This window comes from Rhizobacter fulvus, from assembly GCF_964020785.1.
The window spans coordinates 2,622,928-2,638,005 of the sequence record NZ_OZ224516.1 but is presented as its reverse complement, the minus strand read 5'-3'; the positions used below and the strand labels follow the sequence as shown (position 1 = coordinate 2,638,005).

The 15,078-nt window shown below is 69.7% G+C and carries 11 protein-coding genes; 5 read left to right on the top strand and 6 right to left on the bottom strand.

The window, feature by feature from the left end; translation table 11 throughout:
- From ACWH49_RS12525 to ACWH49_RS12510, 4 genes are all read left to right on the top strand, one after another.
- Positions 1-1,449, top strand: a complete 1,449-nt coding sequence (locus ACWH49_RS12525; protein WP_448171769.1) for a DUF1501 domain-containing protein — start codon at positions 1-3, stop codon at positions 1,447-1,449.
- Positions 1,450-1,612: 163 nt separating this feature from the next.
- The gene (locus ACWH49_RS12520; RefSeq protein WP_448171768.1) at positions 1,613-4,204 is read left to right on the top strand and encodes a bifunctional diguanylate cyclase/phosphodiesterase; all 2,592 of its coding nucleotides are present in this window, start codon (positions 1,613-1,615) and stop codon (positions 4,202-4,204) included.
- 10 nt (positions 4,205-4,214) lie between these two features.
- Entirely contained in the window at positions 4,215-6,266 is a 2,052-nt protein-coding gene (locus ACWH49_RS12515; RefSeq protein ID WP_448171767.1) for a diguanylate cyclase, read from the top strand.
- Positions 6,263-8,365, top strand: a complete 2,103-nt coding sequence (locus tag ACWH49_RS12510; RefSeq protein WP_448171766.1) for a diguanylate cyclase domain-containing protein — start codon at positions 6,263-6,265, stop codon at positions 8,363-8,365. The genes ACWH49_RS12515 and ACWH49_RS12510 overlap by 4 nt, the downstream gene beginning before the upstream one ends.
- 15 nt (positions 8,366-8,380) lie before the next feature.
- Here ACWH49_RS12510 and ACWH49_RS12505 read toward each other — a convergent pair whose 3' ends face one another.
- Positions 8,381-10,429: an ATP-dependent helicase gene (locus tag ACWH49_RS12505; RefSeq protein WP_448171765.1), complete on the bottom strand. Its 2,049-nt coding sequence runs from the start codon at positions 10,427-10,429 to the stop codon at positions 8,381-8,383.
- A 75-nt stretch (positions 10,430-10,504) separates the two neighbouring features.
- On the opposite strand from ACWH49_RS12505, the gene ACWH49_RS12500 reads away from it, so the two are divergent.
- The gene (locus tag ACWH49_RS12500; protein ID WP_448171764.1) at positions 10,505-11,479 is read left to right on the top strand and encodes an AEC family transporter; all 975 of its coding nucleotides are present in this window, start codon (positions 10,505-10,507) and stop codon (positions 11,477-11,479) included.
- On the opposite strand, the gene ACWH49_RS12495 is transcribed toward ACWH49_RS12500, so the two are convergent.
- The 5 genes from ACWH49_RS12495 to atpG form a co-directional block, all read right to left on the bottom strand.
- Positions 11,436-11,927 (bottom strand): response regulator, encoded by a 492-nt coding sequence (locus tag ACWH49_RS12495; protein ID WP_448171763.1) that lies wholly within the window; start codon positions 11,925-11,927, stop codon positions 11,436-11,438. The genes ACWH49_RS12500 and ACWH49_RS12495 overlap by 44 nt on opposite strands.
- Positions 11,928-12,043: 116 nt before the next feature.
- Positions 12,044-12,202 carry a hypothetical protein gene (locus ACWH49_RS12490; RefSeq protein ID WP_157615978.1) on the bottom strand — a complete coding sequence of 53 codons (159 nt, stop codon included), beginning with the start codon at positions 12,200-12,202 and terminating at the stop codon, positions 12,044-12,046.
- A 111-nt stretch (positions 12,203-12,313) separates the two neighbouring features.
- The gene (locus ACWH49_RS12485) at positions 12,314-12,730 is read right to left on the bottom strand and encodes a F0F1 ATP synthase subunit epsilon (protein ID WP_056472329.1); all 417 of its coding nucleotides are present in this window, start codon (positions 12,728-12,730) and stop codon (positions 12,314-12,316) included.
- 13 nt (positions 12,731-12,743) lie between these two features.
- Positions 12,744-14,156, bottom strand: coding sequence for a F0F1 ATP synthase subunit beta (gene atpD / locus ACWH49_RS12480; RefSeq protein ID WP_056472332.1), 1,413 nt, complete (start codon positions 14,154-14,156; stop codon positions 12,744-12,746).
- Positions 14,157-14,185: 29 nt separating this feature from the next.
- Positions 14,186-15,067: a F0F1 ATP synthase subunit gamma gene (atpG, locus tag ACWH49_RS12475; protein ID WP_448171762.1), complete on the bottom strand. Its 882-nt coding sequence runs from the start codon at positions 15,065-15,067 to the stop codon at positions 14,186-14,188.
- Positions 15,068-15,078: the final 11 nt, after the last annotated feature.

The window sequence follows — 15,078 nt, the reverse complement described above, 5'->3', positions numbered from 1 at the left end:
ATGAAGACCACCTCCACGACCCCGACCCCGACCCCGACCCGCCGCCGCTGGCTGCTCGGCAGCGGCGCCACGCTCGCCAGCGCGCTTGGCGCCGGCACGCTCGCCAACCTGATGCACGCGCGCCCGGCCTACGCCGCCGACTACAAGGCGCTGGTCTGCATCTTCCTGTACGGCGGCAACGACGGCATGAACATGATCGTGCCGACCGACACCGCCCGCTACGACCAGTACGCGACGGTCCGCAAGGGCCTGGCGATCCCGAAGGCCAGCCTGGTGCCGCTGGCCGGCGTGAACTACGGGCTGCATCCGGCGATGTCCGCGCTCGCTGCCGCGTGGAGCGCCGGGCGCCTGGCGCCGGTGTTCAACGTCGGCCCGCTGGTGCAGCCGCTGACCAAGGCCCAGTACCGGGCCGCGGCGGCCAACTCCGAGGTGCTGCCGGACAGCCTGTTCTCGCACTCCGACCAGCAGATCCTGTGGGAATCCGGCACCGGCGACGCGCTGGCCCGCACCGGCTGGGGCGGGCGCGCGTCGGAGACGCTGGCCACGGTCAACCCGGTGATCTCGGTCGCCGGCAGCGCGCGCTTCGGCCTGTCGACCTTGCAGACGCCGCTGGTGCTGCCCGGCCCGGGATCGACCTTCGGCGCCTACGGCCTGCAACCCGGCGACACCTGGGCGCCGCAGCTCGCCCGCAAGGCCGCGATCGACGCGCTCTACGCCGCGCCGCAGGACGTCGCGCTGGCCGACGCCTACACCGCAGCCCAGCGCGATGCGTTCGCGATGTCGGCGCGGCTCGGCGCGCTGGTCAAGACCAAGCCCGGCGACCCGGACGCGATCGCCGCGATCGACACCGCCTTCGCGCCGATCACCGCGGCCGGCAAGATCACCAGCGGCCTGGGCAACCAGCTCTACCAGCTTGCCAAGCTGATCGCCGGCAACGCCACCGTGCAGGGCAACCGGCAGCTCTTCTTCGCGTCGATGGGCGGCTTCGACACCCACGGCAACCAGCTCGTCACCGGCAGCCCGCTGGAAGGCGACCACGCCCGGCTGCTGAAGGAACTGGGCGACGCGCTGGCCGCCTTCAACGCCGCGCTGACCAACCTGGGCCTGGCCAACGCGGTCACGACCTTCACGCAGAGCGATTTCGGCCGCACGTTCGCGCCGAACAACAGCACCGGCACCGACCACGCCTGGGGCAACCAGCACCTGGTGATGGGCGGGGCGGTCAAGGGCGGGCTGACCTACGGCAGCTATCCGGAACTGGTGCTCGGCGGGCCGAACGACGTCGGCCAGGAGGCGTGGGAGCTGCAGGGCCGCTGGATCCCGACCACCGCGGTCGACCAGTACGCCGCCACGCTGCTCGGCTGGTTCGGCGCCACCGACGCCCAGCTGGACACGGTGCTGCCGAATCTGAAGAACTTCGGGACGGTCCGGCGGCTCGCGTTCCTGTGAGTCCGCCGGCGCCCGACACCGAAATAGTTAACGGATGAATTCACATTTCCCTCAAGCGCCCGGGGGTCCGGCCGAAGACGGTTGACCGCGAGCTGCCATCGCCCCTGACGGCCGGCTCGCGGACGGCGCTCGACGCGCCGCGACTGCAACCGGGCACCAGGCGATGACTTCTTTCCCCCAGGGCAACGATCCAGCGAGCGCCATGCCGGGCACCGCCGTGCCCTCGATCAGCGCGGTGCACGGCCGCCGCCAGGCCGTCCTGCTCGCGCTGGCGCTGGTCCCGATGGTCGCGCTCTGGTGGTCCCCGGTGCGTTTGCCCGACGTCTGGGGCGGTCTGACCTACACCCAGTGGCACACCCTGCTTGAGCTCAGCTCGATGCTGGTCTGCGGGGCGATCACCGCGGTCGCGTGGAACGCCCGCGAGCTCGAGGTGCCGCGCAGCGTCAACGTGCTCGGCAGCGCCTGCGGGGGCGCGCTGCTGCTCGACCTGGCCCACACGCTGTCGTTCCCCGGCATGCCCGATCTGGCCGGCCTCAACGACGCAACCCGCGCGGCTGCGCTGTTCATGGGCGGCCGGCTGCTGATCGCGGCAGCGATGCTGTGCGTCGCGGCGCTGCCCTGGCGCGCCGACGACCAGCCGCGCTGGACGCGCCACGCACCGCTGGCGGTCGTGGCCTATGTGCTGATCGTGCTCGGCTGGGTGTTCGGCTGGCGCGAGAGCCTGCCGGCGCTGGTGATCGAAGGCCAGTCGCTGACCTTCCTGAAGCATGCCGGCGAGGGCGTGCTGGTCGCGATGTTCCTCATGGCCGCGGCGCTCCTGGTGCGTCGCACCAGGGCCGCTGCGCCGCCACCGTTCGACGTGCCCTCGCTGCTGTGCGCCGCCGCGCTGATGGCCATCGGCGAAGTGGTGTTCACGATGTTCACGCGGCTGAGCGACCTCGCGCTGGTCGCGGGCCACCTCTACAAGGTCGCGGGCTTCTGGATGGTCTACCGCACCATCGTCGCCGACAGCATCCGCTCGCCCTACCAGCGCCTGCTCGACTCGCGCCACCGCCTGCGCCACAGCGAGGAAGAGTTGCGCACGATCACCGACAACATCCCGGCGATGGTCGCGTTCGTCGACAACGAGCAGCGCTACCAGTTCGTCAACCGCAACTACCAGCGCTGGCTCGGCAAGTCGCCCGAGCAGATGCTCGGCCGCACCGCGCTCGAAATCTTCGGCGAGGAGCACTACAACATCCTGCGGCCGCACATCGAGCGCGCGCTCGCGGGCCAGACTTTCGCGATCGACCACCGGGTGACCGGCACAGAGCTGTTGCGAGGCCGTTGGTTCAACATCATGTACATGCCGAAGGTGCGCGCCGACGGCGGCGTCAGCGGCGTCTACATCCTGACCAGCGACGTGACCGACGTGATGGTCGCCGAGCGCCGCGCGCTGTTCCTGGCCGAGCACGACGAGCTGACGACGCTGCCGAACCGGGCGACCTTCCAGTTCGCGGTCGGCAAGGCGCTCGACCACAGCACGCGCGATTCGAGCCAGTTCGCGGTGATCTTCGTCGACGTCGACCGTTTCAAGGTCATCAACGACACGCTGGGCCATGCCGCCGGCGATCACCTGCTGCAGGAACTCGCGAGCCGCATGAAGCACGTGGTGCGCGGCCGCGACCTCGTCGCCCGCATGGGTGGCGACGAGATGTGCCTGTTGCTGCACGACGTGCGCGACGCGTCCCATGCGGCGGAGATCGCCGAGCGCATCCTGGGCGCGCTGCGCGTGCCGGTGGAACTGCGCAGCGGCATCCAGCACCACGTCACCGTGTCGGCCGGCATCGCGGTGTTCCCGCAGGACGGGACCGATGTCGAGACGCTGCTGCGCCACGCCGACATCGCGATGTACCGCGCCAAGGCCGCGGGCCGCGACGGCTTCGCGCTGTTCGGCGCGCACGACGGCGGGCCGGCCGAAGCGCGCCTGACCCTCGAACTCGAACTGCGCACCGCGATCGACCTCGGCCAGCTCGTGCTGCACTACCAGCCCCGCGTCGACGTGATCACCGGCCGCCCTGCCGGCATGGAAGCGCTGGTGCGCTGGCAGCACCCGGAGCGCGGCCTGCTGGCACCCGGGCACTTCATCGACATCGCCGAAGAGACCGGCCTGATCGTGCCGATGGGCGCGTGGGTGATGCGCCAGGCCGCCGCCGCGCTGCGCCGGCTGCACGAGTCCGGCGCGACAGGCCTCACGATGTCGGTCAACGTCAGCGCGCGCCAGTTCAAGAACCCGCGGCTGGTCGACGAGGTCGCCGAGATGCTGGCAATCGCCGGCTGCGCGCCGCACCAGATCGAGCTCGAACTGACCGAGAGCGCGGTGATGGACCAGCCCGACGCGGCCGAGGCAACGATGCGCCGGCTCAAGGCGATCGGCGTGCGGCTGGCGATGGACGACTTCGGCACCGGCTACTCGTCGCTGGCGGCGCTCAAGCGCTTCCCGGTCGACTGCGTGAAGATCGATCGCTCGTTCGTCAACGACATCCCCGCCGACAGCGACGACGCCGCGCTGACCCGCGCCATCATCGCGATGGGCCACTCGCTCGGCCTGCATGTCGTCGCCGAGGGCGTCGAGCGGCGCGACCAGCTCGACTTCCTGCGGCGCGAGGGCTGCGACGAATACCAGGGCTACCTGTTCGGCAAACCGATGCCCGAAGCGGCGCTGGCCTCGCTGCTGGCCCAGACGATGCGCCCCGCCCTGGTGGCGGTGAGCTGAGGCCCCGACGATGAGCCGCGCCGCCACCCTCCGCCGCTGGTGCCTTGGCTTGGGCTGGTGTGCAGCGCTGACGCTGGCAAGCGCCACGTTCGTTCCGGCGCGCGCGCAGTCGTTCGACAGCGTGACCGCCCGGATCCTCGCGCTGGAGGACAGCGGCCGCGGGCGCCCGTTCGAAGCCGCCCAGGCGCTCGAAGCGTTGCTGCCGGCGACCGCCCCGCACAGTGAGCAGCGCCTGGAGCTGTTGACCGTCCAGGGCCTCGTGCTGGCCGCCGGGGCGCCCGGCGACAGCATCGAACCCGCGGCCACCCGGCTCGAGGCCTGGGCCGGCGAGCCGGGCGCCCCGAATGCCGCCGCGGCCGGCGTCGCGGCGAAGCTGGTGCGCGCCCGCTCGATGGCGCGCGACGGCAACCTGCAGCGCGCCGACGCGATGATGCAGGACGTGATGGCCACGCTGCCGACGATGCTGCTGCCGCGCGAACGCTTCCGCTACGTCTTCACCCACGGCTACATCAAGGACCACGCCGGCCAGCTCGAAGCGGCAGTGCGGATGCATCACGAAGTGCTCGCGATCGCCGACACGCAGGACGATCCGTGGCGGCAGGCCGAGGCGCGCAGCGCGCTCGCGTACAGCTACTTCGGCGCCAAGCAGTTCGAACGGGCGCGCGCGATCGGCGACGAGGCGGTGGCGATCGCCGAGAAGGCCGACGATCCGGTGTCGCTCGGTCGTGCCCTGACCGTCGTCGGCATCGTGCTCGACAGCCTGGGCGACCAGCTCGGCGAACGCCGCTCGTTCGAGGCCGCGATCGTCGCGGCACGCCGCGCCGGCGCCAAGGCCGACGAAGCGCGCTACCTCGCGAACCTGGCCGACTTCTTCCTGAAGAACGGCGAGTACCGGATCGCCCTGGCCCGCGCCGAAGCGGCGCTGCCGCTGGCCCGCGATCTCAAGGACGCCAACGTCGAGATGGTCGCGCTGGCCAACATGGGGCTGGCGCACATCGCGCTTCAGCACCTCGAGCTCGGCAAGCGCTATGTGCGCGACGCGATCGCGATCGACGAGGGGCGCGGCTCGCTGACCGGGGTGACGGACACGCTGAACGAACTCGGCACCTACCTCGAGAAGGCCGGCGACCTCGCGGGCGCTGCCAGCGCCTACCACCAGCACCGCCGGCTGGCGACGACGTTGCTGCGCGACGACCAGCAGAAGTCCATCCTCGCGATGCAGGAGCAGTACGACGCCGACCGGCGCAGCCGTGAACTGGCCTTGCTGAACCGCGAGAACGAGATCAAGGCCGAGCAGTTGCACCGGCGCGATCTGCAGCAACACCTGTGGTGGCTGCTGGCGGCGGCGTTCGTGATGTCGTTCGCGGTCGTCGGGCTGCTGTACCGCCGCGTGCGCCAGACCAACCGGCAACTCACGACCAGCAATGAGATGCTCAAGGTGCAGGGCGAGCGCGATCCGCTCACCGGGCTGGCCAACCGCCGTCACTTCCAGAGCGTCATGCGGCAGCTCGCCGACGACGGCAAGCTGACCGGCACCGTGTACCTGGTCGACATCGATCACTTCAAGCACGTCAACGACCGCCACGGCCACAGCGCCGGCGACGCGGTGCTGGTCGAGGTCGCGAAGCGCCTGCGCGAGACGCTGCGCGAGGAGGACCTGATCGTGCGCTGGGGCGGCGAGGAGTTCCTCGTCGTCGTGCAGGCACTCGCGCCGGACCAGGTCGACACGCTGGCGCAGCGCATGCTCGGCGCGCTCGACCGCACGCCGGTGGCCTGCGAGAAACAGCGCATCGCGGTGACGGCTTCGATCGGCTACGCGACGTTCCCGATCGGCCCGGCCCAGGTGCGCGTGACCTGGGAGCGCGCCATCAACCTCGTCGACACCGCCATGTACCTGGCCAAGGCCCACGGCCGCAACCGGGCCTACGGCGTCCGCCTGCTCCATGCGCGCGACGAAGCGTCGATCGAGGCGATCACGCGCTCGCTGGAAACTGCCTGGCGCGACGGCCAGGTGGCGCTCACGCTGCTCCAAGGGCGCACCCCACTGGCGGTGGCGGCATGAAGCCGCGCCTGGCCCTGTACGCGTGCGCGCTGGCGCTGGCAGCGACGGCACTGCCCGCCGCGGCGAATGCGCCCGGCGCGGCGAAGACCACGGTGGCCACGCCCAAGGTTGATCCGGTGGCGCAGCGCATCGACGCGATCGTCACCGCCGGCTACGAACGCCCCGCCCAGGCGATCGCGACGCTCGAGGCGATGCGTCGCGACCCGGGGCTCTCGGCTGCGGCCGACCAGCGCGCGGTGCTGCTGGGCATGGGACTGGTCGAGGCGCAGACGGGCCATGCGGCGCGCGCGAGCACGATCGCCGAACAGCTTCTCGCCAGCGCTGTCGAGGACCCGCAGGGCCGCTGGATGGCGGCATCGAACCTCGTGCGCGCCGCGTTGGCGGAGAACGCCGGGCAGTTGGACGTCGCCGCGGCGCTGGCGCAATCGGCGCTGCCGGCACTGCACGCCGGTTGCCCCGGCGGGCCGCCGGCGGCGAGCACGCCCGCGCCGGAGTGCGACTACCGCGCCGCCTGGCGCGTCCTCGCCATCCTCGAAGGCCGCGCGCTCAGCCAGGGCCTGTCCGTCACCGTCCAAAGCATGGCCCAGAGCGCGCTGGAGCTCGCCGAATGGGCCGGCGATGCGCGCCGCCGCATCGCCAACCTCGGCTCGCTGGCCCTGGCGGCACAGGCACGGGGCGAACGCGAACGGGCGCAGCAACTGGTTCAGCAGGCCCGGCGGCTCGCCACCGACAGCGACGACCAGTCGCTGCAGGCGCGGGTCAGCAATGTCGAGGCCCGCCTGGCGAACATGCAGGGCGACCGCCGCGCGGGCCTGCGGCACTTCGAGGAGGCGCTGGCGCTGGCCATGCTGGCCCAGGCGCCGCGCCTGGAAGCCACGCTTCTGAACAACCTCAGCGACGCTTACGCGCGGCTGGACCGCCCGGCCGATGCGCTGCGCGCGGCCGACCGGGCGCTGATCATCGTGCGTCGGCACAACGACGTGCGCGCCGAGCGCGTGCTGCTCAACAACGCCGGCATCGCGAAGATCGGCCTCGGGCGCCTGGCCGAGGGCAAGCGCGACCTGGCCGAATTGCTCGAGCTCTGGCAGCGCAGCGGCGAGACCGGCCGCCAGGTCGGCACGCTGCAGGAGTTCGGCGAGGCCCTCGCCGCCGCGGGCGATGCGCGGGGCGCACTCGAGCTCTACCACCGCGAACGCGCCCTGAGTGCCGAAGTGATGAGCGCGAACCGCAGCATCGCGCTGAAGGAGATGCAGAGCCGCAACGATGCCGATGCGCGCCAGCGCGACATCGAACTGCTGGCCCGCGACAACGCGCTGAAGACCGAGGCGCTCGCCAGCCGCGACCTGCAGCAGCGCATCTGGTGGCTGCTCGCGGCGGTGATGCTGCTGGCGATCGTGCTGGTCGTGATCCTGTACCGGCGCGTGCGCGACACGCATGCCCGCCTCGCCGCGAGCCACGTGCAACTGCAGGCGCAGAGCGAACGCGACCCGCTGACCAACCTCGCGAACCGGCGCCACTTCCATGCCGTGATGTCCCGGCTGTGCAGCAGCGGCGGCTTCGACGGCGCACTGCTGCTGGTGGACATCGACCACTTCAAGCGCGTCAACGACGTGAGCGGCCATGCCGCCGGTGACCAGGTGCTCATCGAGGTCGCGCGGCGCCTGAACGAAGCGGTGCGCAGCGACGACCTGGTGGTGCGCTGGGGCGGCGAGGAGTTCCTGATCCTCGCGCCGCGCGCGGCCCCCGAGCAGGCCGAGCAGATGGCAGCGCGGGTGCTGCGCATCATCGGGCAGACGCCGGTGACGGTCGGCGCCCAGGCGCTGCGCGTGACGGCCTCGATCGGCTACGCGCGCTTCCCGCTGCCGCCATACGGCGCCGAGGTCCCGTGGGAGCAGGCGGTCAACCTGGCCGACATGGCGCTCTACACCGCGAAGAACCAGGGCCGCAACCGCGCGGTCGGCATCGCGTCGTCGACCGCGGCGACACGCGAGGCGCTGCACGACATCGAGTCCGACTTCGACCGCGCCTGGCGCGACGGCCGGGTGACGCTGCTGCAGACACCCGGGCCTGACCTGCGCGAGAACCTGCACGCCGCCTGACCTGCGCCGACCGCGTCAACGCAGCGGCGCCTCGGCAGCCGCCTTCTGCGCCCGCGCAGCAGCGGCCGCGCGCAAGGCCTTCAGCTTCTCGCGCGGATCTTCCTTCGCGGTGACCTCGTCGAGCTTCATCTCCTTGACGAAGCGGCTCTGCACGCCGGCGATGAACTCGCGCCCGCGCTTGCGCCGCCGCAGCACGCTCACGCCCAGCGTGGTGCGCGCGCGTGTGATGCCCACGTACATCAGCCGGCGTTCCTCCTCCAGCCGCTCGGCGGTCATGTCGTCGTCCTCGCTGCGGAACGGCAGCAGGCCTTCGTTGACGCCGGCCAGCACGACATGCGGCCATTCCAGTCCCTTGGCCGCATGCAGCGTCGACAGCGTGACGACGTTCTGGTCGTCGCCGCGCTCGGCCAGGCTGATGATCACCGAGATCGTCTGCGCGACCTCGAGCACGCTCTTCTTCTCGCTCTCGATGGCCAAGCCGCCATCGTTCTCCAGCTCGCCGCCGCAGCGCTTGGCGATCCAGTCGACGAAGTCGAGCACGTTGCTCCAGCGCGCGGCGGCGAGCTTCTCGCTGTCCTCGCCGTCGTGCAGGTGCTTCTCGTAGTCGAGGTCCTTGAGCCAGCCGGACAGCAGCACCTTCGCGTCCTCGGCACCGGTGGTCTGGCGGGCGCGGAACTCGAAGTCGTTCACGTAGCGGCCGAACTCGTGCAGCGAGCCGAGCGCGCGGCCGCTCAGCACCGAACCGAGGCTCTCGGCGAACAGCGCCTCGTACAGGCTGGTCTTCCACTTGCCGGCGAATTCGCCGAGCGCGGCGAGCGTCTGGTGGCCGATGCCGCGCTTGGGCGTCGTCACCGCGCGCAGGAACGCGGGGTCGTCGTCGTTGTTGACGATCAGGCGCAGCCAGGCGCACAGGTCCTTGATCTCGGCGCGGTCGAAGAAACTCTGCCCGCCCGAGACCTTGTACGGGATGCCGGCCTTGCGCAGCGCCTTCTCGAACACGCGCGCCTGGTGGTTGGCGCGGTACAGCACCGCGAAGTCCTTGAACTCGACGGTGCCGGCCGCCTGCAGGGCCTGGAAGCGCGCGACGACCCGCTCGGCCTCGTGCTCCTCGTTGTCGCACTCGATCACGCGCACCGGTTCGCCGTCGCCGAACGCGCTCCACAGCTTCTTCTCGAACAGCTTCGGGTTGTTCCCGATCACCATGTTCGCGGCGCGCAGGATGTGGCCCGTCGAGCGATAGTTCTGTTCGAGCGCGATGACCTTCAGGCTGGGATAGTCCTGCGGCAGGCGCTTCAGGTTGTCGATCGTCGCACCGCGCCAGCCGTAGATGCTCTGGTCGTCGTCGCCCACGGCGGTGAACATGGCCCGCTCGCCGGCCAGCGACTTCAGCATCTCGTACTGGATCGCGTTGGTGTCCTGGTACTCGTCGACCAGCAGGTAGCGCAGCGTGTCCTGCCATTTGGCGCGCACCTCGGCGTCGCGCTGCAGCAGGCGGTGCGGCAGGCCGATCAGGTCGTCGAAGTCGACCGCCTGGTAGGCGGCGAGCCGCTCCTCGTAGCGCTGCATCACGCGCTGCGCGACCTGCTCGTCGGCGTTCGCCGGTTCCACGGTGCCGCTGTGCAGGCCCTCGTTCTTCCACAGGCTGATCGTCCACTGCCAGCGGCGCGCGAGGGCGTTGTCGCTGCTCGCGCCGGCTTCCTTCAGGATGCCGAGCACGTCGTCGCTGTCGAGGATGCTGAACTGCTGCTTCAACCCGAGCTTGTCGTACTCGCTGCGCAGGATGCGCACGCCCAGCGAATGGAACGTGCTGACGACCAGGTGCTTGGCCGCGCGCGGGCCGATCAACGCCTTCGCGCGCTCGCGCATCTCCTGCGCCGCCTTGTTGGTGAACGTGATCGCGGCGATCTGGCCCGGCGCGTAGCCGGCCTGCAGCAGCCGCGCGATCTTGTGCGTGATCACGCGCGTCTTGCCCGAGCCGGCACCCGCGAGCACGAGGCAGGGTCCGCCCAGGTGGTGGACGGCGTCGAGCTGTGCAGGGTTGAGGGGGTCGGGGGCGGAGGACACGTCGTCGGTGGGGGCGGAAGGGCGCCATCATAGCTATCGCTCCCCGCGCAAATCGCTTGCGATACTCGCCGGAACATGCAAGCGATCCTGACCGTCACGATCCCGTTTTTCGCGCTGGTGTTGCTGGGCTTCGTGGCGGCGCAGCGGCGGCTGCTGCCCGAGGCCGCGATACCCGGTCTCAACGCCTACGTGCTGTACTTCGCGCTGCCCTGCATGCTGTTTCGCTTCGGCGCGAGCATGCCGTTCGCGCGGCTGATCGACCCGGCGCTGATCGCGGTCTACGCGTTGTGTGCGCTGGGGATCGTCGGCCTCACGGTCGCGCTGACGCTGCGCCGCGTGGGCTTGAAGAACGGCGCGTTCGGCGCCCTGGTCGCGGCGTTCCCGAACAGCGGCTTCATGGGTGTGCCGCTGCTCGTCGCACTGTTCGGCGACGCGGCGTCGGGCCCGGTCATCGGCACCCTGCTGGTCGACCTGTTCCTCACCAGCACGCTGTGCCTGGCACTCGCGCAGGCGCACGGACACGGCGCGCGGGGCGATGCCGCGTGGCCGGTGGTTGCCCTGCGCGCCATGCGCGGCGCGGCGACCAACCCGCAACCCTGGGCCATCGCGCTGGGGGCGCTGGCGGCGGCGACGTCGCTGCAGTTGCCCGCGGCCGCCGCGCAGGTCGTGAAGATGCTCGCCGATTCGGCGTCACCGGTGGCGCTGTTCACGATCGGCGCCGTGCTCTGGCGGGCAGGTCAGCACGCCCACAGCCGCACGCCGCTGGGCGACTACCTGCCGGCGGCGCTGATCAAGCTGCTGGTGCATCCGCTGCTGGTGGGCGCCGTCGGTCTGGGCCTGCGGGCGACGGGCGTCGATGTGCCGGCGTTCGGCCTGACCATCCTGGTGCTCGCGGCGGCGCTGCCGAGCGCCAGCAACGTCTCGCTGCTGGCCGAGCGCTACGGTGCCGACAACGGCCGCGTGGCGCGGATCATCATGGCCTCGACCGTGCTTGCGTTCGCGAGCTTCACGCTGGTGGCGTGGCTGCTGCATCCGGCGGCAGCCACTTGAGCAGGGCCGCGTAAAGATCGTCGGGTCGAAACGGCTTGATCACGAAATCGTCCATGCCGGCTTCGCGGCAGTCCTGTCGGCTCGCGTCGAACAGGTCCGCGGTCATCGCCAGGATAGGCCGGGTCGTCCACCCGGGGCAGGCACGCAGTGCGCGGGTCGCGGCCAGGCCGTCCATCACCGGCATGTGCACGTCCATCAGGATCAGGTCGTAGCGGCCGTCGCGGGCCAGTTCCACCGCTTCGCCACCGTTGCCGGCCGTGTCGACCGTGCAGCCCACGGCCTCCAGCAACTCCTGCACGACGATCTGGTTGACCTCGTTGTCCTCGGCCACCAGGATGCGTGCGCCACGGTGCCGGTCCAGCAGGGCGCGCCGAGGGTCCGCGATGTTCCTGCGGTCGGCGTCTCCGACGTCGTGGCGGATCGGGGGTCTGTCGTCGAACGCGTCCATGCTGCCACCGTGTGCGGCTCCGGAATGCCCGGGCTTGGTCGCGTTACTTTGTCACTTCTGATACACGAGATCAATAACCACCTCACTCGCCAGGCGGCGAGCGAGGATGGCGAGCCTTACTTGCCGTTCTCAGCGAACGCGAGGCGAACGGCCTGGTGAGCCTTCAGCCGCTCTGCCGCTCCCGGCAGCTTGCGCTTCACATCGCGCTTGGCGCGATGGACGTTGTCGCGGAGAACATGAAGTCGTGCTCGATTGCGTTGTGCCTGGATGGCCATGCGATTCTCCGTTGGTGGGGTCGCAGGGTAACGCATGCGGGTCGTTTGCGCGCGCCCACGAAAAAGCCCGCTCGACGCACTGCGCCGGCGGGCTTCTGATCAAGGCGGGAATTACTTGCCGCGGAACTTGCGGATCGCCGCGATCTGCGCTGCCATGGCCGCGAACTCGCCTTGCGCTTTCGCGAAGTCGATGTCGCTCTTGGCGTTCTTCATCGCGTCCTCGGCCAGGCGCTTGGCTTCGTTCGCCTTGGCTTCGTCGAGGTCGTGGCCGCGGATCGCGGTGTCGGCCAGCACGGTCACCGTGCCGGGCTGCACCTCGAGGATGCCGCCGGCGACGAACACGAATTCTTCCTCGCCATTGTCGGCACGCTCGATGCGCACCGCGCCCGGCTTGATGCGGGTGATCAACGGCGTGTGGCGCGGCAGGATGCCGAGCTCGCCGCCCTCGCCCGGCAGCGCGACGAACTTCGCCTCGCCTTCGAAGATGCTGCCTTCGGCGGAGACGACACTGACTTGCAGGGTGGCCATCGTGATGCTCCGATCAGTTGATCTTCTTGGCCTTCTCGATGGCCTCGTCGATGGTGCCGACCATGTAGAACGCCTGCTCCGGCAGCGAATCGCACTCGCCGGCGACGATCATCTTGAAGCCGCGGATGGTTTCCTTCAGCGGGACGTACTTGCCCGGCGAGCCGGTGAAGACCTCGGCAACGTGGAACGGCTGGCTCAGGAAGCGCTGGATCTTGCGCGCGCGGGCCACGGCCAGCTTGTCTTCCGGCGACAGCTCGTCCATGCCGAGCACGGCGATGATGTCGCGCAGTTCCTTGTAGCGCTGCAGCGTGCCCTGCACCGCGCGGGCGGTGTTGTAGTGGTCTTCGCCGACGACGTTCGGGTCGAGCTGGCGCGAAGTCGAATCGAGCGGGTCCACGGCCGGGTAGATGCCGAGCGAGGCGATGTCGCGCGAGAGCACGACGGTCGAGTCCAAGTGGGCGAAGGTCGTGGCAGGCGACGGGTCGGTCAGGTCGTCCGCCGGCACGTAGACGGCCTGGATCGAGGTGATCGAGCCGACCTTGGTCGACGTGATGCGCTCCTGCAGGCGTCCCATTTCCTCGGCCAGCGTCGGCTGGTAGCCTACCGCGGAAGGCATCCGGCCCAGCAGCGCCGACACTTCGGTACCGGCCAGCGTGTAGCGGTAGATGTTGTCGACGAAGAACAGCACGTCCTTGCCTTCGTCACGGAACGACTCGGCGATCGTCAGGCCGGTCAGCGCGACGCGCAGGCGGTTGCCCGGCGGCTCGTTCATCTGGCCGTAGACCATCGCGACCTTCGACTCGGGCAGGTTCTCGAGGTCGACGACCTTCGAATCGGCCATCTCGTGATAGAAGTCGTTGCCCTCGCGGGTGCGCTCGCCGACACCGGCGAACACCGACAGGCCGCTGTGCGCCTTCGCGATGTTGTTGATCAGCTCCATCATGTTGACGGTCTTGCCGACGCCGGCACCACCGAACAGGCCGACCTTGCCGCCCTTGGCGAACGGGCAGATCAGGTCGATCACCTTGATGCCGGTCTCGAGCAGGTCTTGCGACGGGCTCAGCTCGTCGTACGCCGGCGGCTTGCGGTGGATCGACATCGTCAGCTCTTGCGAGACCGGACCGCGCTCGTCGATCGGGCGACCGAGCACGTCCATGATGCGACCGAGCGTCGCGCGACCGACCGGCACCGAAATCGGCTTGCCGGTGTTCGTCACCATCAGGCCGCGGCGCAGGCCGTCGGACGAGCCGAGCGCAATGGTGCGCACCACGCCATCGCCGAGTTGCTGCTGGACTTCGAGGGTCAGCTCGCCGCCGTCCATCTTCAGCGCGTCATAGATGTGCGGCATCGCGTTGCGCGGGAATTCGACGTCCACGACAGCGCCGATGCACTGGACGATCTTGCCTTGGGTTTGCACGTCAGCCATGATTTTTCCTTTGACTCAATTCGGGATGCTCAAACCGCCGCTGCACCAGCGACGATTTCGGACAGTTCTTTGGTGATCGCGGCCTGGCGCGTGCGGTTGTAGATCAGCTTGAGTTCGCCGATCAGGTTGCCCGCGTTGTCGGTCGCCGCCTTCATCGCGACCATGCGCGCCGAGTGCTCCGAGGCCATGTTCTCGGCCAGGGCCTGGAACACGAGCGCCTCGGTGTAGCGCAGCAGCAGTTCGTCGATCACCGTGGCCGCGTCGGGCTCGTAGATGTAGTCCCAGCCGTGCGTCTGGCCGTCGGCGTTCTTGTCGACGGCCAGGCTCTCGGCCGAGAGCGGCAGCAGTTGCACGACCACCGGCTCCTGCTTGATCGTGTTGATGAACTTGGTGTAGCTGAGGTACACGGCCGACAGCTTGCCCTCGGCATACGCGTCGAGCAGCACCTTGACGGGGCCGATCAGCTTCTCGAGCGTCGGCTTGTCGCCGAGCTGCGTGGCATGCGAGACGACACGCGCGCCGATGCGGTTCAGGAAGCCGTAGCCCTTGTTGCCGATCGCGACCGCTTCGATCTTCTGGCCGGCCGCTTCGAGTTCCTTGAACTTGTTGGTGACCGCGCGCAGCACGTTGGTGTTCAAGCCTCCGCACAGGCCCTTGTCGGTCGTGACGAGGATCATGCCCGCGGTCTTCGCGGACTCGTTCTTCACCATGAACGGGTGCTTGTACTCGGGCGTGGCGGTCGACAGGTTGGCCGCCAGGCTGCGAATCTTCTCGGCGTACGGGCGCGCCGCGCGCATGCGGTCCTGCGCCTTGCGCATCTTGGCGACCGAGACCATTTCCATGGCCTTGGTGATCTTCTTCGTGTTCTCGAAGCTCTTGATCTTGCCGCGGATTTCTTTGCCTGCTGCCATGACGGCTCCTA

What these genes read in the sequence shown, in the direction of transcription:
- ACWH49_RS12495 (WP_448171763.1), bottom strand. Translation starts at nt 11,927, where the DNA reads ATGGACGCGTTCGACGACAGACCCCCGATCCGCCACGACGTCGGAGAC.
- ACWH49_RS12510 (WP_448171766.1), top strand. Translation starts at nt 6,263, where the DNA reads ATGAAGCCGCGCCTGGCCCTGTACGCGTGCGCGCTGGCGCTGGCAGCG.
- atpD (WP_056472332.1), bottom strand. Translation starts at nt 14,156, where the DNA reads ATGGCTGACGTGCAAACCCAAGGCAAGATCGTCCAGTGCATCGGCGCT.
- ACWH49_RS12520 (WP_448171768.1), top strand. Translation starts at nt 1,613, where the DNA reads ATGACTTCTTTCCCCCAGGGCAACGATCCAGCGAGCGCCATGCCGGGC.
- ACWH49_RS12515 (WP_448171767.1), top strand. Translation starts at nt 4,215, where the DNA reads ATGAGCCGCGCCGCCACCCTCCGCCGCTGGTGCCTTGGCTTGGGCTGG.
- atpG (WP_448171762.1), bottom strand. Translation starts at nt 15,067, where the DNA reads ATGGCAGCAGGCAAAGAAATCCGCGGCAAGATCAAGAGCTTCGAGAAC.
- ACWH49_RS12500 (WP_448171764.1), top strand. Translation starts at nt 10,505, where the DNA reads ATGCAAGCGATCCTGACCGTCACGATCCCGTTTTTCGCGCTGGTGTTG.
- ACWH49_RS12525 (WP_448171769.1), top strand. Translation starts at nt 1, where the DNA reads ATGAAGACCACCTCCACGACCCCGACCCCGACCCCGACCCGCCGCCGC.
- ACWH49_RS12485 (WP_056472329.1), bottom strand. Translation starts at nt 12,730, where the DNA reads ATGGCCACCCTGCAAGTCAGTGTCGTCTCCGCCGAAGGCAGCATCTTC.
- ACWH49_RS12490 (WP_157615978.1), bottom strand. Translation starts at nt 12,202, where the DNA reads ATGGCCATCCAGGCACAACGCAATCGAGCACGACTTCATGTTCTCCGC.